The sequence below is a fragment of the Psychrobacter sp. Pi2-52 genome (genome assembly GCF_904846705.1).
Lineage (GTDB): Bacteria > Pseudomonadota > Gammaproteobacteria > Pseudomonadales > Moraxellaceae > Psychrobacter.
In genome coordinates this window covers 22888-47307 of the sequence record NZ_CAJHBS010000017.1, presented here as the reverse complement: position 1 = coordinate 47307, position 24420 = coordinate 22888, and the positions used below count along the sequence as shown (strand labels likewise).

The 24420-nt window shown below is 42.6% G+C and carries 19 protein-coding genes; 4 read left to right on the top strand and 15 right to left on the bottom strand.

Going from position 1 to position 24420, the window contains the following annotated elements:
* The first annotated feature begins 164 nt into the window (after positions 1-164).
* Complete coding sequence (locus JMY00_RS09850) at positions 165-1586, top strand: adenylate/guanylate cyclase domain-containing protein (protein WP_201580039.1); 1422 nt, start codon at positions 165-167, stop codon at positions 1584-1586.
* Positions 1587-1683: 97 nt separating this feature from the next.
* On the opposite strand, the gene fdx is transcribed toward JMY00_RS09850, so the two are convergent.
* The 8 genes from fdx to JMY00_RS09810 form a co-directional block, all read right to left on the bottom strand.
* Complete coding sequence (fdx, locus tag JMY00_RS09845; RefSeq protein WP_101206134.1) at positions 1684-2022, bottom strand: ISC system 2Fe-2S type ferredoxin; 339 nt, start codon at positions 2020-2022, stop codon at positions 1684-1686.
* Positions 2023-2108: 86 nt separating this feature from the next.
* Complete coding sequence (gene hscA, locus JMY00_RS09840; protein WP_201580038.1) at positions 2109-3989, bottom strand: Fe-S protein assembly chaperone HscA; 1881 nt, start codon at positions 3987-3989, stop codon at positions 2109-2111.
* Between the two features lie 209 nt (positions 3990-4198).
* Complete coding sequence (hscB, locus tag JMY00_RS09835; RefSeq protein WP_201580037.1) at positions 4199-4780, bottom strand: Fe-S protein assembly co-chaperone HscB; 582 nt, start codon at positions 4778-4780, stop codon at positions 4199-4201.
* 174 nt (positions 4781-4954) lie between these two features.
* Positions 4955-5275 (bottom strand): iron-sulfur cluster assembly protein IscA, encoded by a 321-nt coding sequence (iscA, locus tag JMY00_RS09830; RefSeq protein ID WP_021814983.1) that lies wholly within the window; start codon positions 5273-5275, stop codon positions 4955-4957.
* A 254-nt stretch (positions 5276-5529) separates the two neighbouring features.
* Complete coding sequence (gene iscU / locus JMY00_RS09825) at positions 5530-5940, bottom strand: Fe-S cluster assembly scaffold IscU (RefSeq protein ID WP_057759218.1); 411 nt, start codon at positions 5938-5940, stop codon at positions 5530-5532.
* A gap of 156 nt (positions 5941-6096) precedes the next feature.
* Complete coding sequence (locus JMY00_RS09820) at positions 6097-7323, bottom strand: IscS subfamily cysteine desulfurase (protein ID WP_057759220.1); 1227 nt, start codon at positions 7321-7323, stop codon at positions 6097-6099.
* Positions 7320-7829 carry an Rrf2 family transcriptional regulator gene (locus tag JMY00_RS09815; protein WP_165597994.1) on the bottom strand — a complete coding sequence of 170 codons (510 nt, stop codon included), beginning with the start codon at positions 7827-7829 and terminating at the stop codon, positions 7320-7322. Before JMY00_RS09815 ends, JMY00_RS09820 begins: the two co-directional genes overlap by 4 nt.
* A 395-nt stretch (positions 7830-8224) precedes the next feature.
* Entirely contained in the window at positions 8225-8869 is a 645-nt protein-coding gene (locus tag JMY00_RS09810) for a hypothetical protein (protein WP_057759224.1), read from the bottom strand.
* Positions 8870-9393: 524 nt separating this feature from the next.
* On the opposite strand from JMY00_RS09810, the gene JMY00_RS09805 reads away from it, so the two are divergent.
* The gene (locus JMY00_RS09805) at positions 9394-9666 is read left to right on the top strand and encodes an HU family DNA-binding protein (protein WP_045445077.1); all 273 of its coding nucleotides are present in this window, start codon (positions 9394-9396) and stop codon (positions 9664-9666) included.
* A gap of 351 nt (positions 9667-10017) precedes the next feature.
* The gene (locus tag JMY00_RS09800; protein WP_201580036.1) at positions 10018-11892 is read left to right on the top strand and encodes a SurA N-terminal domain-containing protein; all 1875 of its coding nucleotides are present in this window, start codon (positions 10018-10020) and stop codon (positions 11890-11892) included.
* A 181-nt stretch (positions 11893-12073) separates the two neighbouring features.
* Here the strand turns inward: JMY00_RS09800 and purH are convergent, their stop codons facing one another.
* The 6 genes from purH to mrcB all read right to left on the bottom strand — a co-directional run bounded on the left by purH (position 12074) and on the right by mrcB (position 20176).
* Complete coding sequence (gene purH, locus JMY00_RS09795) at positions 12074-13654, bottom strand: bifunctional phosphoribosylaminoimidazolecarboxamide formyltransferase/IMP cyclohydrolase (RefSeq protein WP_201580035.1); 1581 nt, start codon at positions 13652-13654, stop codon at positions 12074-12076.
* Between the two features lie 146 nt (positions 13655-13800).
* On the bottom strand, positions 13801-14163 hold the full coding sequence (gene fis / locus JMY00_RS13690; protein ID WP_201580034.1) for a DNA-binding transcriptional regulator Fis: 363 nt from the start codon (positions 14161-14163) through the stop codon (positions 13801-13803).
* A 178-nt stretch (positions 14164-14341) separates the two neighbouring features.
* On the bottom strand, positions 14342-15604 hold the full coding sequence (locus tag JMY00_RS09785) for a DUF3426 domain-containing protein (protein WP_201580033.1): 1263 nt from the start codon (positions 15602-15604) through the stop codon (positions 14342-14344).
* Between the two features lie 172 nt (positions 15605-15776).
* Positions 15777-16703 carry a 50S ribosomal protein L11 methyltransferase gene (prmA, locus tag JMY00_RS09780; RefSeq protein ID WP_102094262.1) on the bottom strand — a complete coding sequence of 309 codons (927 nt, stop codon included), beginning with the start codon at positions 16701-16703 and terminating at the stop codon, positions 15777-15779.
* Positions 16704-16838: 135 nt separating this feature from the next.
* Positions 16839-17651 (bottom strand): tetratricopeptide repeat protein, encoded by an 813-nt coding sequence (locus tag JMY00_RS09775; protein WP_240990723.1) that lies wholly within the window; start codon positions 17649-17651, stop codon positions 16839-16841.
* 80 nt (positions 17652-17731) lie between these two features.
* Positions 17732-20176: a penicillin-binding protein 1B gene (gene mrcB, locus JMY00_RS09770; RefSeq protein ID WP_201580056.1), complete on the bottom strand. Its 2445-nt coding sequence runs from the start codon at positions 20174-20176 to the stop codon at positions 17732-17734.
* A 497-nt stretch (positions 20177-20673) separates the two neighbouring features.
* Between mrcB and JMY00_RS09765 the strand changes: the two genes are divergently transcribed.
* Positions 20674-23472, top strand: a complete 2799-nt coding sequence (locus tag JMY00_RS09765) for a heavy metal translocating P-type ATPase (protein WP_201580032.1) — start codon at positions 20674-20676, stop codon at positions 23470-23472.
* Positions 23473-23591: 119 nt separating this feature from the next.
* On the opposite strand, the gene JMY00_RS09760 is transcribed toward JMY00_RS09765, so the two are convergent.
* Positions 23592-24314 carry a Bax inhibitor-1/YccA family protein gene (locus tag JMY00_RS09760; RefSeq protein WP_057759239.1) on the bottom strand — a complete coding sequence of 241 codons (723 nt, stop codon included), beginning with the start codon at positions 24312-24314 and terminating at the stop codon, positions 23592-23594.
* Positions 24315-24420: the final 106 nt, after the last annotated feature.

The following is a 24420-nucleotide window of genomic DNA, read 5'->3' as shown; positions in this document are numbered from 1 at the left end:
GTCGCCTTATAGTCATCAGTAACCTTGTTTAAACTTATTTCAAAAGTATAATATATTATTAGATATATCTTATGATAAATCGTCATAAGGACAAATAACGTACATATGTTAGTGTAGTATGCCTTTGTCTCTCAGATAGCTCACCTTATTTAAGTGAATCTCATATGACCTTCTCAGAGACATTCAAACCAAAGTCGCCGCTGAAAGATGCTGGAGTTTGTCGTTTCGATTATCCAGAAGTGTTCGTGTTGATACTGACGGTTGTTTTGCGTGCTATATACTACGACTTCCGCTCTATCTCAATGGCACTATTGGTTATTATTACATTGCCAAGTCTCCTGATCCTGATATACAACTACCGACGCCAGACCAGCTTTTGGACGTCTAATATAGTTATTATTCTATTATCGGTTGTCATTGGCTCCCTACAGTTTTGTATGATCATATCAATCAGCTTGGCTGTTTTGATTGGTATACGTATCATTCTTAGCCGGCCTGAGAACCAGCTCAAATTGCTTACAGTGTCATTTATAACGGCTATTGTTTTTTATTACGTGGGTACCATTTTAAGTAATGATGAATTGGACTGCGGTGATAGTTGGCTACCACCTACAGTACTGCTAGCTAGTATGATTGTTATCATATGTCAGTTTCGACGTATGTATCAAGAATATATTGGTTATAAGGCTTCTGCCCATAAGGCAGCGGGACGCCTAAGCACGATGGTATCAGTGATCAATAAGCTTACCCGTTTTGTACCACCACAAATTTGGGAGCCTATTGTCAAATCGGATAGCCCTGTTAGGGTTTCTAATAAACGCGCGAAGATAACTATTATGTTTTCAGATATTGTCGGCTTTACCGAACTGTCTGATAGTTTAAGCTCTGACAACTTGTCAGACATTCTCAATACTTATATGCATTGCATGACGTCAATCGCTGATAAGCATGGTGCAGTGCTTGATAAGTTTATTGGTGATGGCATGGTATGTTTCTTTGGTGAACCGAATAGCCGCGGCTCGCGTCAAGATGCACTAGATTGTGTGGCGATGGCAATTGATATGCGCCGAGAAATGCGCACCTTACGTCAGAAATGGCGGTTAATGGGGTTTGAAGGCTTATATATACGTATTGGTATCACCACTGGCTACTGTCACGTTGGTAATTTTGGTAGTAATAGCCGATTAAGCTATACAATCATTGGCAAAGAAGCCAACCTAGCCTCTAGGCTTGAGTCCTGTGCGAGCAAAGATCAAATACTGGTCAGTGAAAGCACTTACGATTATATATGCCATAACTATGAATGTGAGCACGTTGCCGCATTTTGCGTGAAGGGTATTGATGAAAAGGTCGATGCATGGCAAGTACTTGACCCTAGTGCCAGTACAGGTCATTTATCTAAATGGGTCGACCACACATTGCCTGGTTTCAATTTGCATTTAAATTTTAAAGATATGAAAGACAATGATTATCAAGATATTAGAGCTCGTTTGAATTTTGCGTTGGAACGCATCGAGCAAGAGGAAGAAAAAGTAGCAAAGGGCATAGCTGCAGAAAGTAAGCGTGAAGATGCCAGTCGCAAGTAAGCGTTTCAAGTCTATCGTCTTAAAATCATATATAGAAAAAGGCCAGCTATATGATAGCTGGCCTTTTTTAATCTTAACTAGAAAGTATCATCAGTGTTTAATGATTTTCTTTAGCATGATTGAGGGTATACTTAGGAACTTCGATGGTCAAATCCTCATCATCAAGCATGACCTGACAAGATAAACGTGAGTCAGGCTCTAGTCCCCAAGCACGATCAAGCAGATCCGCCTCGATATCATCCATCTCATCTAAACTGTTGAAACCTTTACGTACTACAACATGACATGTGGTACAAGCTTTTGACATCTCACAAGCATGCTCAATTTTAATGCCTTTTTCTAATAGTGCTTTGCATAAGTTTTCACCAGCTTGTAGCTCAACTTCTGCGCCTTCAGGGCAAATTTCGTGGTGGGGTAGTACGGTAACTTTTGGCATAAATTATCTGTCCGATGCTAATCAATTTAAAAAATATTAGAAGTTAGCTTAACATGTCAGTTAAGCTATATATGTCGATGTATTTATTACCAGTCTTTGGCACTAGTACCGGCCATACTGGTCTTGACGCTCTGATTCATAATACGTGCAGCAAAGGCATCACTATGCGGCTTGAGCTGTGCTTGTTGTGCTTCAATAAGCGCTAAGTCATCAGTGCTAAGAGAGTTACGTAGCACTTGTATATGCTCTGCTAGTGACTGTTGTTCTTCGATAGAGAGCAATGACGCAAATTCGTTGAGTGCCGACTCTAGGGCGAGTACTTCACGTTCCGCTTCTACTTTCGTCTCAATCAAAGAACGTGCATTTTTGTCTTCTTCTGCGTGCTTGAACCCTGCAACAAGTAACTGTTCTTTTTGCTCATCTGATAGACCATAAGAAGGCACAATCTCAATTTTGCTTTCTGTTTTGGTCGTAGTTTCTTGTGCACTGACAGTAAGCTGACCATTAGCATCAATACTAAAGGTGACTTCAATACGAGCAAACCCAGCTTTCATTGGCGGGATACCATAAAGCTCAAAACGTCCAAGTGAACGACAGTTTTCCACCGTCTCGCGCTCACCTTGTACCACGTGAATCACCATGCCTGTTTGACCATCTTGATAAGTAGTAAACACCTGACGTTTCTTCACAGGGATTGGCGTATTGCGTGGGATGAGTACTTCAACCAAACCGCCCATGGTCTCAAGACCTAATGATAATGGCGTCACGTCCAATAACAACAAATTGTTATCACTATCGCCATTAACCAATTGATGAGCAGTCTGGGCAGCGCCTAAGGCAACGACCTCATCTGGATTCAGACGGCAAAGTGGCTGTTTAGCAAAAAACTCACTCACGACTTGCTGCACTGCAGGCATACGAGTCGAACCACCCACTAAGATAACTTCATCTAGATCTGTAGTAGACAGCTTGGCATCGCGTAGGACTTGTTCGCACACACTGAGCGTACGGCGACTGACAGGCTCTACGATAGTTAGTACATCTGTACGGCTTAATACGCCTTGATAAGACTGACCATTGACCGTGAGATTGATATCTACTTGCTCAGCGTCAGTCAGTGCTTGTTTATAAGCTTTTGCTTGTTGAGCTAGTATTGATTTGTCATGCAGGCTTACGTCTTTTGGATCGATATTTAATTGTTTAATAATCCAATTGGTAATAAGACGATCGATATCATCGCCGCCTAGTGCGCTATTACCACCAGTTGCCAACACTTCAAAGACACCGTCGGTAAGTTTTAAGATAGATACGTCAAAAGTACCACCGCCCAAATCATAGATTAAGTAATAGCTTTCTTTTTTACTATCTTCTGATGATTGGTCAAGACCATAAGCGACCGCAGCCGCTGTTGGTTCATTCAACAGGCGAAGTACGTTGATGCCCGCTGCTTGAGCGGCATCTTTGGTTGCTTGACGCTGTGCTTCATCAAAATAAGCGGGAACCGTAATCACGGCACCTTCAATACTATCTGCAGGTAAAGCGCTTGCTGCACGTTGCTCAAGAGCGGCTAAGATACGCGCTGATACTGCAACAGGAGAAACCTCACCTTGTGCTGTTACAAATGCGGGCATATCATCTTTACTACCAGATAACTCATAAGGATGAGAGAATTTGATATCAGCTTGACTACGACCCATAAAACGCTTAGCCGAGACGATCGTATTTTTTGGATCATCCGCTAAATGCGCTAGGGCGTCATAGCCAACCAATGGCGTACCAGTAGCTGGATAATAGACAACAGACGGTAATAATGTATCTGTCGCTGCGCCTGCCTCTAAGACTTGTGCCTTACCTGAACGCACCACAGCAACCAACGAGCGTGTAGTGCCAAGGTCGATGCCCAAGCCAAATTTATGTTGGTGAGGTTGAGCGCTTTGATTGGGTTCAGCAATTTGCATTAAAGACATAAGGATAACTCAGAGATAAAATGAATAAGTGAAATGGAGCAAATATAGCATATGCAGTACGAGAGCTTAACGTCAGTAATCTCATTCCATGGAATAAGGATTCTGACAGTTTGATGCGCTTAGACTCAAAGATTATACGGTATCACGGTCACTATTTTAACCAAATATACAGAATTTAGCTTGTTAGTGAGGGCCATAACCACAGATATTTAAACGTATAAGTCATCGTCATCTGAATGTGATGAATTTGCAACATCATCAAGCCCTGACGTCACATCAGCATTTAGCTTAACTAAAAACTTTAGCTTCTGTGTCGCATCAATCGCTGTCTGCCAATCTTGATTTTGATAAGCATTATTAAAGCGTTCAGATTGATTTGCTAGACGCTCTGTAATTTGAGGGTGTAATTGCTGCAAGGCTGCAAGATCTTTGTCCTCTATAGCATCATCTAGATCTATACGCATCTGCATCGCATCTTCCAAAAAGTCCAAATCTGCGATTGAGTGCTCTATATTTTGTGCTTGATCCGCCATGTCTAATAAATAACCAGCACGACTATCAGGAGCGCTTAGAGTCTGATACGCTTGATTGATCAAAGCGGACGCTTTTTCAGACTGCAACTGTGCTTGAACCATATCGGTCTGATTTTTGGCAACATTATCAGGATGATAGCGTTTCTGCAGCAATCGCAAACGTTGCTCTAGACTGCTTTGATTAATTTCAAATTGTACAGGCTGCTCAAATAGGGCAAAGAAGTTATCAAACTGTGGTTCTGAAGTAATATCTATCATAATCTGATGCCTTGCTTTTTTATTTATTTTAAAGTCATGACCTAGCTAAGAATATCTCAATCGCTTGGCTACCTAACTACATTAGCCATTTTTCATAGCGATAGCAGAGATACTGCATTATTCTTATGAAAGCTTGCTGAAGCATGAATCTATTAGTTTTCAGCCATAGAACCATTAAACTGTAAACGACTCACCGCAACCACATTCACCTTTTTGGTTAGGGTTTGTAAATTTAAAGCCTTCGTTTAAACCTTCTTTTTCGTAATCCATCAACAAGCCGTCTAAATACACGAGGCTTTTAGGATCAATGAAAATGCTAACACCGCGACTTTCATAACGCGTATCGTTTTCATCAGGGGTATCTACAAACTCTAAAACGTAAGCCAAGCCTGAGCAACCCGCCGTACGGATACCAACTCGAATGCCTTCGCCTTTGCCGCGATTGTCCAAAAAGTCTCGAACATGCTGAGCGGCGCGTTCTGTCATTTCAATCATGCCAACTCCCATTGACTATTAATCATAAATATCAATAAAAAAATCTAGATAAACTGACAACCAGAATTACAAGATTGCCAAAACAATAGGCTTACAACTATTAGAAAACAAAAGGTGACAATTACATAAGTGTCATTGTCACCTCTTTAGCGTCAGTAGCGATTACACATTGCTACTTTAGCGTAGCGATTACACATTGCTACTTTAGCGTTGCTAGTACAACATAGTGCATACGCTAGCAGGCTTAGCCTAGCCTAGATCGCAGCTTCTTCTGCTGGAGCGGCTACGCCATGCTTACCTTTATAGTCGCTAATAGCGGCTTTAATAGCGTCTTCTGCAAGTACAGAGCAATGCACTTTTACTGGTGGTAATGCTAGCTCTTGAGCGATATCGTTGTTTTTGATTTCGCCAGCTTGATCCAAGCTTTTGCCTTTTAGCCACTCAGTAACAAGCGAGCTTGAAGCAATCGCTGAACCGCAGCCATAAGTCTTGAAACGTGCATCTTCAATAATACCATTATCGTCGACTTGGATTTGTAGACGCATTACATCGCCACATGCTGGGGCACCGACCATACCGGTACCAACGTTCTTGGCGTTTTTGTCAAGATTACCAACGTTGCGTGGGTTTTCGTAATGATCAATAACTTGGTCACTATAGGCCATGGGGTTTTCTCCTAGTTAGATGATGAGTAGTTGTTTATCAACTTTAAATGTCTAACTACTCATCGATAATTGGGGTCAAACGCTTAATTTAATTGTCTGATCAATTGTTTAATAAATATATATATTGCTAGCTATACTAAAAAGCTGTATTAAAAATTAGTGCTCAGCCCACTCGACTGAGTTTAGATCAACACCTTCTTGATACATATCCCAAAGTGGTGATAGGGCACGTAATTTATCAACGGCTTCATGCATCTGTTTGATAACGGTATCGATGTCTTCGTCAGTGGTATAACGGCCGAAGCTGAAACGGATTGAGCTATGTGCCAATTCATCTGGGCGACCGATTGCACGTAGTACATATGATGGCTCAAGCGTTGCTGACGTACAGGCTGAACCTGATGATACAGCTAAGTCTTTAAGTGACATCATCAATGATTCACCTTCAACGAAGTTAAAGCTGATGTTTACAATATTTGGTACGCTATTCTCAAGATCACCATTTAAATAAATCTCTTCGATGTCTTGTAGGCCATCCCAAAGCTTTTGACGTAGTTTGGCTGCGTGTGCATGGTCAGCTTCATAGCTTTCATTAGCCAAAGCAAATGCTGCGCCTAGACCAACGATTTGATGCGTTGGTAGTGTACCTGAACGCATACCGCGCTCATGACCACCGCCGTGTTGCTCAGCTTTCAAGCGAATACGTGGCTTACGACGAACAAACAATGCGCCGATACCTTTAGGGCCGTATGCTTTATGACCTGAGAAGCTCATCAAATCAATTTTCATTTCTTCAAGATTGATTTTTACTTTACCAACAGACTGTGCACCATCAACATGGAAAACTACGCCAGCTTCGCGAGTGATTTCACCAATCGCTGCAACATCAGTAATAGTACCAAGCTCATTGTTTACCATCATAAGTGATACTAAAATCGTATCATCACGCAGTGCTTCTTTTACTTGCTCTGGCAGAATAAGACCTGTGCTTGGCTGTGGCTCAAGATACGTAATCTCAAAACCTTCTTGCTCAAGCTCACGGCAGGTATCTAATACAGCTTTGTGCTCAATTTTACTGGTAATGATATGTTTGCCACGAGACTGATAAAAATGTGCCGCACCTTTAATGGCTAGGTTGTCAGACTCAGTCGCACCAGAAGTAAAGACGATTTCGCGTGGATCAGCGTTGATAACTTCAGCAACTTGACCGCGAGCAGTTTCTACTGCTTCTTCCGCTTGCCAGCCGTAACCATGTGAACGTGAAGCTGGGTTACCAAAGACACCATCTACAGTCAAATACTCGCTCATTTTAGCAGCTACTGATTTAGCAACTGGGGTAGTGGCGGCATAATCTAAGTATATAAGGTTGTTATGTTGGCTCATGCTGGGTTTGCCTCGCTGTTCGATAGAGTAATAGTATTAATGTCTTTTATGGAAATATCTTTTGTAGAGATGTGCTGACGCTCTGAGACTGACTGCACGTTTTCCATATCTAATAATTGCGCTAATGTTATATTTTTCAAGTACTGTTCGATATGATTCGACAGTGCACACCACAGATCGTGAGTTAGGCACATTGTACCACCTTGACAGTCACCGCGTCCTTCACACTGCATCGCGTTTACTGACTCATCAACCGCAGATATGATGCTCATCACATCTATCTCATTCAATGGTTTAGCTAGGTGGTAACCACCTGCAGCACCGCGAATACTCGTGACAAGGCCGCGTTTACGAAGTTTAGAAAATAACTGTTCAAGATACGATATTGAAATCGATTGTCGTTTGGCGATATCGGATAATGATACAGCACTGTCTTGTTGGCTGGTCTGCAATGCCAAATCTAATAATGCGGTAACAGCGTATCTGCCCCGAGTAGTCAAACGCATGTGTTATCTCCAAACTTAATGTCATTTATGTTTAACAACGATCTTAGCTAAAAGTTTTAATAAGTACTCATAAGATAAAAAGAGCAACCAATAATACGTCAGCTAAGTTTTGTCTTATCGTTATTGAACAACAGATGATTAACCCGATGTGTGCAACGATTAAGGTAATTATACTTAATCCCGAGTAATTTAGTCAAGATTAAAGTGTGGTTCAATGGTTAATCAAGCTTATTGCTGTAATTGATAAAAACAATGATGTTTAGAAGAGATATATGAGTGAGACATAAGTAGCTTAATTCGTCTGCTACAAATATATTTAATGAAGTAAAAAATAAGCGTTCAATATCTATAGAAGACATTGAACGCTTATTTATAAGTAATTCAGCGAACCAAAACTAATTCATCGATAGTGCGACGATTGAACCGATCATAATGACAAGCGCAACAACAGTGACAATCATCAACGTTTTTTGCTTGCTCTGAAGCTCTCTCACGGTTGTTTCAAGTTCACGGTTTTTGATGGTCAAGGTGTTAATCTGTGTTTGCTGTTCTTTAATACGCAGTTTGTAGTTGTTCTTTTTTTCTTCCAAATCAGCTTCTGTAGGTTTGGTTTTGGTCTTGCCACCCTTTATCTTTTTGATCAGCCCCTGAATCAAGCTGCCAAGCCCAAGTTGCATAATAAACTGTTTGACCAGTTGTACTTGAATCGACTCACCGCGCATCTGTAGCTTTTCGGTGGTTTCGCTATCATGAGTGGTGATGGCGTTGATAACTTGAATGCTGTAGGCATTGATAACTACGTCAGGCTCACTACGACCAATCGGCAGTTGCGCATCTAGTAACACGCCTTTGGTACTAAAGGTGGCAAATACTTCTACATGTGGTAAATACAGGCGAAGCGCCACCACGGTGCCTTGCTTGGCGAGCGGATAAGCGGCCTTACGCAATTCAGGATCCAAACGTAACAGTAATGTCAGCGCCGACTCGATAAATACTAAAATGATATTAAGAAAAGAGTGAGACAACGTAGAACGCTTCATGTAAGTAATCCGTTTTTTATTTAGCAAGTTTTGAATATTGAGCAAACAGAAGTCTGTATTTTCCCAAGGCTTGCAGTGATATTTTGCTTATAGTAACGTCTTTATAATAAAAAGTAACGCTAGTTTCTGTAGTGGCTAAACTATTACATTACAATTTAGCCGTCAATAAAGACACTCTTATTTATGACCAGTAATATACAAATTTAATGTATAGCAATGCATAGACAGCAATTGACAAATCTGTCAAAGCGTAGAAAATAGGAAAGCCAATCGTCTCAGTTATGCAGACTCGGTTATATATAAATTCCTAACGCTTTGCGTAACATTAGGTGTCAAATACGTAGTGTAGAGCACAAAAATATGTAAAATCGCTTGCGCTCCTTATGCTGCCTTGATATAAAGACGATAACAAAGAAGAACCTGTTAATGCGCCAGTTAGGTAGTTTTTATTGCGTAAGCACCATGAGAGCGTTACAATACTTGGCGTGAGCATTTATTACCCCCTTAAACTTGAAGGAAATTTTATGAATAAGTCAGAATTAATTGATAGCATCGCAGACAAAAGTGGTCTAAATAAAACCCAAGCTGGTGATGCACTAAACGCTGTTATGGAAAGTGTTGGCGAAGCGCTAGAAGCTGGCGATAGCATTTCATTAGTTGGCTTTGGCACTTTCAGTGTAAAAGATCGCAAAGCACGTACTGGTCGTAACCCTAAGACTGGCGAAGAGCTAAGCATTCCAGCAAGCAAAGTACCAAGCTTCAAAGCTGGTAAAAACTTAAAAGAGCGCTTGAACTAAGCCGCCTTTTTAAGCGTAAAATGATAGTCGGTGGTCTATAGCTTAGGTAAGAAGCTAACCATCGAAGAAAGCACCTAATATTTAGGTGCTTTTTTTATCGCTATAGTTTGTATCATGCGTCGTGAATATTTTGAGTCTGCATGAAAAATCACGTATCATAGGGCGCGCGATAGGTGTGTCATTTAAGTCAGATTTCTTTAGTAAATTTTGTTTTTTACTATAAAATGCATACGCTCTTACTCTTACCATTGCTAGCTTAAATAGTACTGATATTGACAGGTTGCACTCAACAGCTCCTAACAGTATTACAATGGTTTTTCATCAATATAGGTTAATAAAGCAGAGATAACTATGGATAAATTGCGCGATTTCTTAAAAAGCTGGCCAGGTCGCATTTTATTGATTTTATGCCTATCGCCGCTCGCTCTCTTGGGTGTCGAAAGCTATTTTGGCGGCAACGTCGATCCCAACCAGATTGCGCAGGTAGGTGAGGCAAGCGTAGGACTGTCCGAGTATCAAACTGCTGTCAATAGCCGTCGTTCTGAAGTGCTAGAGCAAGTCGAAGATGCCAGCTTATTGAATGAAGATGTGCTTCATGAGCAAGTATTAAAGGGTCTAATCGACCGTACGTTGTTAGAGCAGCAAGCAGGCAAGCTTGGTATGACAGTCTCTGACGACACGATCAATCGTCTGCTGCGTCAAGAAGAAATATTCCAAGATGCAGAGGGTAACTTTTCAAACGATCAGTTCTCAAACTTCTTGCGTCAGCGCGGCATGACCAAAAACCAGCTATTTGCAGAATTTCGCAATCAGTTAAGCTTGGATCAACTAAATGCCAGTATCGTTGGTACGGCCGTCTATCCTATGCAAGCGGTCAGTCAATTGATTGATTTGCAACTTGAGTCGCGCAACGTTTGGGTGCATCGCTTTAATTGGCAAGACTATGCTGACAAAGTTAAGCTTAGTAAAGCAGACATTCAATCATACTATGATGCCAACAAAGACACATTGAAAAGTGCAGCGATGGTTGACTTGGCTTATATCCAGCTTAGCCCGCAAACTATCAAGGTTGATGAAGTAACCGCAGAAGAGTTGCAGCAGCAGTATGAAGCATATAAGCAGAGCATTGCGGCTACTGATGAGCGTAAAGTCAGTCAGATACTGTTTACTGGTAAAGATGCCAAAACACGAGCCGATAAAGTGAAAGCGCGTCTGAATAAAGGTGAAGCGTTTGCTGCGCTTGCTAAAGCAGAGTCGGATGATCCATCAGGTGAAACAGGTGGTGATATCGGACGCTTTAATCCGTCAGTGTTTGGCAGTGACGCGGATACTGTGCAAGAGGCACTAGAAGGGTTGAGCGTTGGTGATGTGACTGCGCCTATCAAGACTAGCTTTGGTTATCAGATATTTACGGTTACTGAAGATAATGGCAAAAAAATTCCAAGTCTAGACAGTATGCGTGAAGAGCTAACTGCGAAAGCAAAAGAGTATAAACGTCAGGAAATCTATGCTGATAAAGTGACATCAATCAATGATTTGGCAGCAGATGGTTTCAGTATCGAAGATATTGCACAGCAAGAAAACGTCAGCCTCAAGCGTATCAAAGATTATCGTAAAGTGAACAACAAATCAGCACTGCCGCAACCAGTAGTGGTTAAACAGGCATTTGATGAGTTTACTATTCAAGATCAAGCGGTAACGGCAGGCGTAGAAGTTGGCAACGGTACCGTATGGTTACAGCCAAGCAATTATCGTCCTACTAAGACGCTTGCTTTGGCAAATGCAACTCCAAGAATCACTCAAATACTCCGTCAGCAGAAAGCGACAGCATTAGCTTTAAAAGATGCTAAAGCATTGGCTGCTGGTATCAAGACGCCAGCTGATATAAGTAAGCAGTCGGTAAGCTTCCAATCACTGGGTGAGATTAACCGTCAAACGACGCAGCTAACAGACAAAGAGCGTGGATTGGCATTTAGCCAGCAAGCCGCTGATAATGGCGTCGTTGCGATCGCTAGTGAGACTGAGATGGGTGCAACGCTACTGGTTGGAGACCGTATTAAAACTGAGCAGCAGTCGCCACTGTCTGATATGCAAAGAGCGCAAACAGCCAGTATCATTCGTGACAATTTAGGCCAAGACCAGTTGCAAGACTATTTGGACTATCTACGTATGGTGTATACGGTTGAGATTAATGAAAGCAACATGGCAAACGCACAAGGACGCTAAGTATTTGCTAGTTTATTATTCTTAGATATTAAAAAAGCCACTGTATCGATTGATGCAGTGGCTTTTTTGTGGATGATGCTTTAACGATAATTATCACAAATGTTATATAGACTGAAAATTAGTCGCAGTGACAAATACAATTGCTGTGACTAATCCCAGTCTTAAACTAATAGGTGATTGTTTAATGGCGGAAATGACGCATGCCAGTGAATACCATTGCAATGCCATGCTCATTAGCTGCTGCAATGGTCTCGTCATCACGCATAGAGCCACCTGGCTGAATGATAGCAGAGATACCTACTTCAGCAGCATTATCAATGCCATCACGGAAAGGGAAGAAGGCATCTGATGCCATAACTGCACCTTCGGTAGCCAATCCAGCATGTTCCGCTTTGATAGCAGCAATACGTGCTGAGTTGACGCGGCTCATTTGACCAGCGCCAACACCGATAGTGCGTTGACCTTTGGCATAAACGATGGCATTAGATTTGACATATTTTGCCACGTTCCAGCTGAATAATAAATCAGCAACCTGTGCTTCAGTTGGTTGAACATCAGTAACGATTTTTAGATCGTTTGCCGTAATCAAACCAAGATCTTGCTCTTGTACGAGTAGGCCGCCATTGACGCGTTTGTAGTCAAGTTGACTATCACGCTGATCTGGTGCGGGTAGTTCGCCACATACTAATACACGTACGTTTTTCTTAGTAGCTGTCGCTTCAAGTACACCGTCTTCGATACTAGGTGCAATGATTACTTCTACAAACTGATTGTCGATAATGGCTTTTGCAGCAGCAAGCGTTAACGGACGGTTGAATGCAATAATACCACCAAAAGACGATTCAGGATCGGTGCTAAAAGCAGTACGATAAGCCGCTACTTGGTCATTATCAACCGCGACACCGCAAGGGTTGGCATGCTTAACGATAACGCAAGCAGGCGCGCTAAAAGCTTTAACGCACTCAAGCGCAGCATCGGTATCAGCGATGTTGTTATAAGACAATGCTTTGCCTTGTAACTGCTTAGCCGTTGCGATTGAAGCTTGTTTGCTTTTTAAAGGCTGGTTTTCAGTATAGAAAGCCGCGTTTTGATGCGGGTTTTCGCCGTAGCGTAGGTCTTGTGCTTTTTCAAGCTGTACATTGAATGTACGTGGGAAGTTTTCTGGCTCTTGAGTTTCGTTGACACGGCTACCTAAGAAGTTTGCAATCATACCATCGTACTGTGCAGTATGCTCAAACGCCTTTACTGCCAAATCATAACGCAAAGCAGTTGTCAGTTCGGTGCCACCATCTAAGGCGCTAAGTACACGGTCATAATCAGCTGGATCAGTGACGATACCTACATGAGCGTGGTTTTTCGCTGCTGAACGCACCATGGTAGGGCCGCCAATATCGATGTTTTCGATAGCGTCGTTCATAGTTACGTCAGCACGTGCAATCGTTTCAGCAAACGGATATAAGTTCACGACGACTAAGTCGATACGTTCGATCGAATGATCGCTCATAACTGCATCATCTGTACCGCGGCGTCCTAAAATGCCACCGTGAATCTTAGGATGTAGCGTTTTAACACGGCCATCCATCATTTCAGGAAAGCCTGTGTAATCTGATACTTCAGTCACGGCGACATTGTTTTCTGTGAGCAGACGATAAGTACCGCCAGTAGATAATAAACCAAAACCTGCTTTGAGAAGGCCTTGAGCAAACTCGATGATATTAGACTTATCGGAGACCGATAGTAGGGCAAGTGGGGTTGTACTCATAAGAAATTTTCCATAAAAAAAGCCTGACGTAAACGTCTGGCAAGGTGATGATGACAATGGTATGCCGTATCATGATAGATAAAGCGCGGAACATTTAATTGCCATACATAATGATGGTCAATGATGGGTAAGCTCATATAACAATGCTACATTAAATCATAGGTCTTCATTTTTTTGCGCAAAGTGCCTCGATTTAGGCCTAATATCTGAGCACATTTGGTTTGGTTGCCTCTTGTTTTTTCTAGGACGACAGATAAGAGAGGCTCTTCGACTTGCTTTAAAATCAGCTCATATAAATCAGTGGGCATCTCATCTCCTAACATCGCAAAGTACTGACGTACCACACGCTCCACATGAACTCGTAGAGGTTGCTGCGCACTATTTGTATGGTGTTGACTAGCAAAATCAAAGCCGTGCGTAGGTGATTGGTATTCGTCTTTATTATAATCGGCAGGGTGCTCAGAGCTTTTAGCAAAATGATTGGCATTATGCTGTGCATGAGGTGCCATAAAATAATATCCTTGAGATGAAGAAAAATTCTGATTGTGAGGGGTCAGAACCATAGTATATCAAATTAATATCGCCTAGCGCTGATAGATTCATCGTTATCTTGGCTATCACGGTTTAATTGAAAATGAATTTACAGTATGTTTTCTACTCACGCTTATTTATATATGACAACTTGATTTAATAAAGAGCGGTCATAGTAATGTCGCGAATTTGCGCATTAGCGACAGGGATAGTAAATAATAGCTGTCTATCTGTATTGGCAGCTAACTGACTTTGCTTGCCTAATAAATAATCGTTTGGATCTGCAATGAACTCTCCAATAATCTCATCTTTACCATAAACGCTTATTTTTACATTGGGGTATAGTTGTGCTTGCGGGCTGCCGTTACTTAGAGTAGCGCCTATATCGCTAAATGTACCAGCAGTTTTAATCTGACTGCTTCTATGAAAGGTATTGCTGATGGTAAGGGCTGATAAGTCCGCACTGGGCAAGCTGCAGGCAGCGACAGAGCATATTGATTGGAGACGCTGAGCATATGCTGGGTTTTTCACTAAATTTTCTAAGTTAAAAATAACATACTGTGCCGCGAGTAGCAGTGCTAGAACCAAACAACCTAGTATCCATAACAATGACGCAATTGAACGTGTCGTTTGGGTTGGTGCAAACGGTAGCTGGGTTTTTCTTAAGCGATCGTCCGCAGCAGGGTCTTCATCTTTAACGGGTACACCCATATCAGATAGAAGCTGTGATAAGTCTGTATCATCTGGTGGTGTTTCTTCGTCTTGATTTTGTTCTTCTAATAGTTTTTGCAGCCATGAATTGTTATCTGTATTCTCAACATTGGCATGAATATCATTGGCCGCTGCCGAGCTGAGCATGTCCTGTGTTGATGAGGATGCTGATATTGTACTAGTAGATGGTTTCTTTATTGATGGATTAGGGGTTTTGATAGTTTCTTTAGAAGAGGGCGCTTTTGGTTTTTCTGTGGTTGCTGCGCTAGGACTGGTATTACTGGCTTGGGTTAACCATGCATCCATACTATCTAGAGAGTCATACTCTTGAACGTCTTCTTCTGGCTCGTCTATATCCATATCATCATGGATTAAACCATCGTAAATCAAAGTATCAGATGATTTTTTTTTACTGATTGAAGATGTAGGGCGATTTGGCACATTTTGAAGTTTATGCTGACTGCTACTAGTATTCGCTTTTTGCTCGTTCGAAATTGGTTGAGTTTGAGATTTTTGTTGAGCAGGAATATTTTTTTGTGGTGTTGGTTTTTGAATGACCTCAGAATTTACCACAAGATGCTTATTGACCAAAAAACTTTGCTGGCACCGATCACAGCTGATGGTAGCATTGACTTGATTCAGTTGAGTTTGTTTAACGCTATAGCAAGCTTGGCAATGGGGGCATTGGGTTTTTATTGGCGTGGTCATAGAGGCGAATCCAAAAAAGTATGGTTATCAATACCGCTTAGCCACTCACCAATAGCTGCCCACAATACTCATTGTATTTTTTAAGTTTCGATGAATTATGGGCAAAGACAGAGTGGCGTCAAACACATAACATTTGACTGCCCTCTATCGTAACAGATGTAATTAAATGTTGCTAGCTGGTAAATGTACCTGATAAACGCTGCCAATGTTGGTCTTCTTGCGCAGTAAAAGCATGCTTAGGATCCAGTGCAAAATATGGCTGATAAGCTTCAGTGACTTGCTCGGTTTGCGACTCAATCAAACCTGCTAATACGATACGGCCCTTTGGCGCAACCAGTGTTGCAAAGTAAGGTGCTAAACCAATAAGCGGCTTTGCTAAAATATTGGCAACAATCACTTCTACAGGCAACACATCATGTTGCGAGCAGTACTCTGTAAATTCTTCTGGTAGAAATGCCTGTAAACGTTCGCCTACATTGTTGCGTACTGCATTCTGATTGGTAGCAAGTACCGCCTGCGGGTCAATATCGACTGCATATACCTGACGTGCACCCAATAGCAAAGCAGCAATCCCTAGAATACCTGAGCCACAACCATAATCGATAACCACTTTGTCTGTTAGGTCTTGCTCTGTTAGCCAGTCTAGACATAGGCGAGTCGTAGCATGATAGCCAGTCCCAAATGCCAAACCTGGGTCCATAATGATATTGGTGGCTTCAGGGTTAGGCGGTGTTAGCCAGTCAGGCACAATCCATAGGTCATTAGCACATTCGATAGGATGATAGTTGCTCATCCACTCGCGCTCCCAGTCCTTATCATCAACAGCCGTTAGCCAAATACGAGTAGCCTGTACTTGTGCAGCAATTTCATGACTTAATTGTTCAACCGCTTGACGACTACCAGCATCAGTAGTCGCATCAAATAGTCCTGTTAGTATCACCTCATCCCACAGCGGTGATTCACCTGGAAGTGGCTCAAACAGAGGTTGATCGCCAGCATCGTCTAAAGCTATTGATAATGCACCTGCTTCTAACAAAAGCGCTTCAGCCAAGTCGACGTTTGATTTTTCACATTGTAAATGCAGTTGTTGCCATGCCATAAAGATAACCTTAAGCGGAAATAAAAATAAGTGTAGGTGTTAGGGGGCTGCCCTAGATAAGTCTACATACAATGAAATGAATAATGTATATAGATGTTTTAACTAATAAATCTAAGAGGTACAAATACTCGGTTATTAGCGCAATGCTTGTTTTGCTTCATTGACCACGCGTGAGTTACCCTGAGCTTGTCCTGATTGCAATATAACTTGCCATAGTGCTCGTCTACGATTGCTATCTTGAGAGACACTAAGACCACGACGTGCCATCGCTTCTGCCTTACGAGGTTGGTTCTTTTTTAATGCTACTTGTGACAAATAAAAATATACCGCCGACGATTTGGGCGCTAGACGCTGTGCACGGGTAAAGCTGTTCTCTGCATTGGTTAGATTGCCAGCTTTCAACTGACTGATACCTACTTGCATCAAATTGCGAAACGCAGGCAGATTACTATTATTGCTTGCAGATTGTTGAGTACGTTGCTGCGAGTTTCTTCTAGCGTGCTCAAGTAACTCATTATGCGACGGTACCGATGGCTCAGAGATTATATAGTCGTTACGAGAAGGCGCAATGATAACAGGATCAGGCTGCGTCACTTCTGGTGCAGAAGGCGTAAATACAGGTGTCTCTTGCGTTAATGGATTTGGTGTTTCGGACTGTTCAACTGTAACGTAAGGCTCGGTTGGATAGTTGCTTTGATCATTTGCTTCCGTGATAGGCGCTTGAGCAGTTGTTGTTGATGGCACGGTCGGTTGTGATGTTGGTAGTGTTTGAACAGGCGTTGTTTGCACTGTGGTTGACGTGCTAGGTGCCGTCTGACAAGCACTTAGGCTTAGCATGCCAATGATCGCGCTGCCTGCAAGTAAGGTATTGCTTGACGTAATTTTATTACGCCATAGCACTATGGTTTGTTTTACTGAAGTAGTTGTCCGTAAAGATGACACCATCATGTTAAAACCTTTTTTAAATATTAAAAGCTAAATACCAAAAACATTATTAGAGCTATTTAACAGCTAGAGCCATTCAACAGCTAGAACCATTCAACAGCGCGGTCATACCAAGTATCAGCACGGTCTTCATCACCTTCACTTTGCTCGCTGATACCTTCTGCACCATCAGATTCAACAGCTTCGCCATTTGGAATTTCTAAACCTTCGCGGCGACGTTGTTGATTGATATCACCTTGCTGATTTTGGAACTGTGTCTGTTCACGAGCGCGATCTTGCTGATACAGGCTCAGCGCACAACTGCTGGCTTCTTCTGGTAGGTGAGCTGACATTACTGGTAGGTAGCGAGCGTTAGCACAGCGCTCATTAGACAGTTTGCCTGAATTGTTCTCTAGCCATAACCACTCGATACCTTCTGGCTCTGGTAGAGCAACCGGAGTCAGTTTTAGGCGTTTCATATAATCTACCCAAACTGGTAAGGCGCCAGTACCACCACTCAAACCAATCGGTTTATTATCATCACGACCAACCCAAACGACACTTACATAGTTGCCACTATAGCCTGCAAACCAAGCATCACGGTAGTCATTTGTCGTACCCGTTTTTCCGGCTAGGTTTAAATTGTTGCCGAGCGATTGGGCGCGTCTGGCCGTACCATTTGAGACGACTTGCTGTAATGCATAGTTGGTCAAAAAGTTGGTTTCAGGTGGAATACTGCGCTGAGTGTTAAGCCCAGTACGCTGTAAAATACGGCCACGATCATCAATGACAGTACGGATACTGTGAATAGGCGTGCGGAAACCACCAGTGGCAAAGACTTGGTAAATACCAAGCATGTCCATCGGACTCAAATTAACTGAGCCTAGTAATGCTGATGGGTAAGGTGGGATTTTTTCTTTGATACCCATGCGCTGTAATTGCTTAGCAAAGGTATTAACACCGAACTCCATACCTAAGCGTACTGCCGCCTGATTATAGGATTGAGACAATGCCGTGGTAAGTGGTACATAGCCATGATCACGGTTGTCGTAGTTTTTAGGGTTCCAGTCAGTACCGTCGTTTAGATTGACCGTAATAGGGGAGTCATCTACTGAACTGGCCAAGTTGTAACGACCGCTCTCAAGCGCAGTCATATAAATGATAGGCTTCAGCAACGAGCCGACTTGGCGTTTGGCATCGACCGCGCGGTTAAACCCTGTAAATTCACTACCACTACCCACGACAGACACTAGCTCGCCAGTCTCAGGATTAGCACTCACCAACGCGCCTTGTAAATCCTTAGTTTTGCTACTGTTACGGCGCAGCTCACCAAGTTTTCTATCAACAGCTTTATCTGCTGCTAATTGAGCGATAGGGTCTAGAGTACTGATAATAATCAGGCCTTCGTTTTTGAGGTCGTCAGAGTAATATACGGTATTTAGCTCACGTTTAACAATATCTAAGAAGTCAGGGAACTGGCTTTTGCCTTCAGCAGGCTTATCCACGATACCAAGCGGTTGCTTTAAGGCTTTGTCGTAGTCTTCCTGGCTCAGTGTGCCCATTGTCAGCATGTTATTAAGCACCACATCGCGGCGTGCTTTTGAATCGTTTGGATTGCGACGTGGGTTGTAGATACTTGGGCCTTTTGCCATACCAACCAGCATTGCTTGCTGATCTAAGCGCAGCTCATTAAGAGGTTTGTCAAAATAAAACTGTGATGCCAGACCAAAACCATTGATAGAGCGATTGCCATTTTGACCCAGATAAATCTCATTCAAATAGGTCTGTAAAATCTCATCTTTGCTGTAATGCAGCTCAAGTAGCACGGCCATCAATGCTTCATTGGCTTTGCGTTTGATAGTGCGATCTGAGTTGAGATAAAAGTTTTTGATCAGCTGCTGGGTGATGGTCGAACCACCTTGTCTGGCACCACCAGTAAAGTTATTGATTACGGCACGGGCGATACCACGTACCGATACCCCTTTATGCTCATAAAACGCGCGATCTTCGGTAGCGATAAGTGCATCAATTAACGGCTGAGGCACTTCGTCCAAAGACACAACCATCCGATCTTCATTACTGTCTGGATAGATACCACCGATATTGACAGGCTCTAGACGAATGATGCCGCTTTTGGCAGGCAGAGTACTCTGGATAGATTCTACTTTATTGCCAGAAATTGTCATTTTGATGACTTGCTCGGCATCTTTATCATTGGCGCTATACGTAAAGCCGCGCGTGTGAATAAAGTAAGTATTACCTGTTCGATGATAGGTGCCTGTACGATCATAAGCTTTGTTGCTTTGATAATTGAGCAACTCTAGCCATGTCTTCATCGTATCTCTATCGACATTGGCACCTTGATACAGCTCAAGCGGCTGCGAATACACTTTGGCTGGAATGTCCCAGCGCTTGCCCTCAAACTTATGAGTAATGGTGCGATCAAGTTTGATCAAATATAGCGCCAACAGCACCATGCCTGCGATGATGATAATTAATAGCAGACTACTAAAGACCAAGCCGCGCTGCTGCGAGGGTAGCGTGTGCATAGCAGACTTAGATGACGCTGATAACTTGGTATTTGGTAACTTGTAATTAGGTTTTTGCACGGATGTCGCACCATTTTTGGATAAAAAACTGCCTCATAATGACGCAAATTGACAAATTTTTCAATCTATCATCGTCAACGCAGGCATTTATTGGTCGTAGACTATGAGCGATGATACTGCTCATAGCGATAGCTTATAGTATAATCCCTATTAAAATACCGATACTTGTAATAAAGCGTCAGTCACTTTCAATCTGGTAGATAAACGCCATATAAGATAACAATTTACGATTGCCCTCACGATGTATTTTGTATGAATTCGCTGTTGCTAATTGTTTGCTATTAGCCGTTTGTTATGAATACTATGCTACTAACAGTAGTAATATTCATGTGATTAAAAACGGCTCTATTGCATGACGTACAGTACAGTCAATACGAGCAAGTTTGCTTTAAATGAATGCATTTTAAGCAAGCCTGTCAAAGGAAGTAAGCGCGACTATGTCTAGTATCCCATCATCAGTATCATCTGCTACCAATCACTCTTATGAAGACACTTCTATCATCGAAGGCTTAGTGCTTCCGCTGGCTGACCACTGCTTTCACTGCGGCGATCCCGTACCTCAGCCACCGTTTTATGCTGAGATATTAGGTCAGTCACGAGAGATGTGTTGTATGGGCTGTCAGTTAGCTGCCCAAAGCATAGTAGAGGCTGGTCTTGAGCAGTATTATCTTGACCGATCGGAAATTAATCGTACGGCAAGTTTACCAACTCAACTGACACGCCTCGAAGCCTATGATCATGACGAGATAAAATCGCAATTCGTGTATGCGCAAGACGGTCTGTCAGTAGCAGAGTTGTCTGTTAATAACTTACGCTGTGCGGCCTGTACATGGTTGATTGAGTCGCGTCTTGATGAGCTAGAGGGCATTAGTAAGTGTCAGGTGAATTTGACCAACCAACGTATGCGGGTCATTTGGAATGAAGACAAATTACCGATCAGCCGGATTTTAGCGGTCATCAATGAGATTGGCTATGACGCCAAGCCTTATCGGCAAGATACCCATGAAGCCATGCTGGCACGTCATAACAACCAAATGCTATTACGTCTTGGTATCGCGGCACTAGGTTCGATGCAGGCAATGATGTATGCCGTTGCGCTTTATTTTGGTGAGTATAGCGACATGTTGATCTTTCAGCGTGACTTCTTGCGTTGGGTGTCTTTATTCGTTAGTACGCCTGTCTTCTTTTATGCTGGTATTCCTTTTTTTACCTCTGCATGGTCAGCGATTCGTGCCCGCCAAGTCAATATGGATGTGCCCGTCAGTCTTGCATTGATTATTACTTTCTTTGCCAGTCTCTACGCTACCATCACTGGGCAAGGAGAGACATACTATGACTCGGTCAGCATGTTTATTTTCTTTTTGTTGGCAGGGCGTTATATCGAGCATAACGCACGTCTAAAAGCTGCGACTATGGCTAATGATTTGGTCGTAGTTGAGCCGGTATTAGTACAAAAAGTCGCTGAAGACAAATCAGCAGCTGAGCATATTTTACAGCAGCTGAAAGAAAATACGTCTCAACAAGATGAAGCTATCGAAGATAATGCTCAAAAGGGTTCGAGTGTAGCGGCTGAAGTTATGCCTGACTTTATGCAGCGTATGGACGCCAATGTTCATCAGCTCACATCACGTATCGCTCAAGACTGGCAGCAGGCACGCAACAAACAGAATGCGCAATCACAAGCAGAAGACGATATAGAGTTAAAGAAAATGGTCACCGCTCATAGTTTACAGGTGGGTGATATTATTTTAGTTGAGGCAGGTTCAGAGATTATCAGTGATGGTATCTTGCTAAGTTCTACTGCAACGGTGTCACAAAGTCTACTGACGGGCGAAGGTGATTTAATCATCAAATCCCAAGGTGATTATATCGTCGGCGGTGCACAAAACGATAGCCAGCCGTTCGAAATGCTCGTCACCGCCTTACCAAAAGACAGTCAGATAGGTTTAATTGATCGATTGATGAATCGTGCCATGAGCGAAAAACCCAAACTGGCGCAACAAGCAGATAAGCTGGCACGTTGGTTTGTCGCGCGTATTTTGGTTTTATCCGTCTTAGTATTTGTCGGCTGGTATATTGTTGACCCAAGCCAAGCCATTTGGGCAACCGTGGCAGTCTTAGTCGCTACTTGTCCATGTGCTCTGTCGTTGGCAACGCCGATTGCCTTGACCGTCTCAACCAATCGTCTGGCAAGCTATGGTTTTTTGACGACGCGTGGCCATACCTTACAAACGCTAGCTGAAATCACGCACGTTGCTTTTGATAAGACAGGCACGCTGACTTATGGTAAGCCAAATTTATTAAATATCGAATTAATCACACCAAAAAGCCAGACCGAAATTGACGATTTATCATTAATAGCGCAAAAAGATACGCTATTGGCCATTGCAGCTGCATTAGAAGTAGGTAGTCGTCATCCAATTGCCCATGCGTTACTGACGGCGGCCTATCAGTTACACCTGCCATCGACACAAGCCGTACAGCATTATCCAGCAGGCGGTGTAGAAGCAATGATTGAAGGCACTGTATATCGAATCGGCCATAAAGACTTTGCGCTAGATAAAACAGATAATAGCGCCAATGATATAGATGTAAACGATGATTTAACCATCGATCTAGTAGCTCAGCGCGCCAGCTCAGCAGTGGTATTGTCTTATCAAAACACTGATAGCAAAAAATGGCAGGCGCTGGCATGCTTTTATTTCAATGACAAGGTACGTGATAGTGCGCAGTCGATGCTCGATACACTCAAAGAGCTAGGTATCGAGTCTGTTATGTTGACAGGTGATCCAAGCCCGCAAGCGATAGTCATGGCTGAGAGTTTAGGTATGCAAGCTGCATACAATGGCCTATCACCGACTGATAAAGTCAATCATATTCAGCAGTTGCAAGCTAACGGTGCTGTGGTATTGATGGTGGGTGATGGTATCAACGATGCACCAGTGCTAGCCGCAGCAGATGTGTCGACCTCGATTGCAGGTGCGGCAGACTTAGCACAAGTATCCAGTGATAGTGTTATCTTAAACGGACAAATCGAGGCCATCACTGCGGCTAAACGTATCTCTGATAAGACGGAACGTATTATCAAGCAAAATTTCCGTTGGGCGCTCGCTTACAACAGTATCGTCCTGATACCAGCGGCTTTAGGCTATGTGCCACCATGGCTTGCTGCAATTGGTATGTCGCTCAGTTCGCTATTTGTCGTATTAAATGCATTGCGCTTAAAACGTGCTTAGTCTCTTTAAAAAGCATTTAATATAAACAGGTCTGTAAAGTTTGCTCATAAAAAAACCGCCTTCCATCAAATGGAAGGCGGTTTTTTCTATACAAAGATATTGTTAGGTAGCTCTTACAATTAGTCTTGTAGATAGCTTAGCAGACGCATAAATTCGATATACATCCAGACTAAGGTCGCAAGAATACCAATACTGAACAACCACTCGTAATCTTCAGAAACACCCATCGCAACACCGCGATCAATATTATCGAAATCTAATAGCAAGGTGAAAGAAGCGATAACGATGACAAATAAGCTAAAGCCAATAGCGATAGCGCCACCTTCAAATAGGAACGGCAATGATGAACCAAACGCTAGAGAAAGTACCCACTGTGCTACATAAACAAGCATAATGGCAATAACCGCCGAGGTCACGATAGAGCGGAACTTTTCAGTAACCTTAACTAAACCTGAACGATATAACCCAAGCATAACTGCAGCTGTGACGAAAGTTGCGCACATTGCAGTGACTGGTACTGTTGGATACATTCTCATGAAAAATAATGAGATGCCGCCCAAAAAGATACCTTCTAACAAGGCGTAAGGCACTGCCAAAGTCTTGGCTTTTTGCGGCTTGAAGGTAATAAAAAGCGCCAGAACAAACGCAGCAATCATGCTACCAAAGGCTGCCATCGTAATAAAACCTTGCGATAAACCTGCCATAAGCGCATAAAAGAAAAAGCCCACACCAGTAATGGCTGATAAACCAAGTAACAAGCTGGTCTTTTGAATTACGCCTTTGACCGTCATTGGATTACCGCCGATCGCAAGTTCTGCGCGACTGACAATAGGATTGGCCATACATAAGTCCTTAATAATAAAATATAAAAATAGTGATGTTAGTTACTTTAGCAAAACCGCTATTATTGTCAACTGTGTTTACGTGACAACTGATGCGGTGCAACCT

Coding starts and splice junctions, on each gene's coding strand:
- JMY00_RS09850 (WP_201580039.1), top strand. CDS start 165: ATGACCTTCTCAGAGACATTCAAACCAAAGTCGCCGCTGAAAGATGCT.
- fdx (WP_101206134.1), bottom strand. CDS start 2,022: ATGCCAAAAGTTACCGTACTACCCCACCACGAAATTTGCCCTGAAGGC.
- hscA (WP_201580038.1), bottom strand. CDS start 3,989: ATGTCTTTAATGCAAATTGCTGAACCCAATCAAAGCGCTCAACCTCAC.
- hscB (WP_201580037.1), bottom strand. CDS start 4,780: ATGATAGATATTACTTCAGAACCACAGTTTGATAACTTCTTTGCCCTA.
- iscA (WP_021814983.1), bottom strand. CDS start 5,275: ATGATTGAAATGACAGAACGCGCCGCTCAGCATGTTCGAGACTTTTTG.
- iscU (WP_057759218.1), bottom strand. CDS start 5,940: ATGGCCTATAGTGACCAAGTTATTGATCATTACGAAAACCCACGCAAC.
- JMY00_RS09820 (WP_057759220.1), bottom strand. CDS start 7,323: ATGAGCCAACATAACAACCTTATATACTTAGATTATGCCGCCACTACC.
- JMY00_RS09815 (WP_165597994.1), bottom strand. CDS start 7,829: ATGCGTTTGACTACTCGGGGCAGATACGCTGTTACCGCATTATTAGAT.
- JMY00_RS09810 (WP_057759224.1), bottom strand. CDS start 8,869: ATGAAGCGTTCTACGTTGTCTCACTCTTTTCTTAATATCATTTTAGTA.
- JMY00_RS09805 (WP_045445077.1), top strand. CDS start 9,394: ATGAATAAGTCAGAATTAATTGATAGCATCGCAGACAAAAGTGGTCTA.
- JMY00_RS09800 (WP_201580036.1), top strand. CDS start 10,018: ATGGATAAATTGCGCGATTTCTTAAAAAGCTGGCCAGGTCGCATTTTA.
- purH (WP_201580035.1), bottom strand. CDS start 13,654: ATGAGTACAACCCCACTTGCCCTACTATCGGTCTCCGATAAGTCTAAT.
- fis (WP_201580034.1), bottom strand. CDS start 14,163: ATGGCACCTCATGCACAGCATAATGCCAATCATTTTGCTAAAAGCTCT.
- JMY00_RS09785 (WP_201580033.1), bottom strand. CDS start 15,604: ATGACCACGCCAATAAAAACCCAATGCCCCCATTGCCAAGCTTGCTAT.
- prmA (WP_102094262.1), bottom strand. CDS start 16,703: ATGGCATGGCAACAACTGCATTTACAATGTGAAAAATCAAACGTCGAC.
- JMY00_RS09775 (WP_240990723.1), bottom strand. CDS start 17,651: ATGATGGTGTCATCTTTACGGACAACTACTTCAGTAAAACAAACCATA.
- mrcB (WP_201580056.1), bottom strand. CDS start 20,176: ATGCACACGCTACCCTCGCAGCAGCGCGGCTTGGTCTTTAGTAGTCTG.
- JMY00_RS09765 (WP_201580032.1), top strand. CDS start 20,674: ATGTCTAGTATCCCATCATCAGTATCATCTGCTACCAATCACTCTTAT.
- JMY00_RS09760 (WP_057759239.1), bottom strand. CDS start 24,314: ATGGCCAATCCTATTGTCAGTCGCGCAGAACTTGCGATCGGCGGTAAT.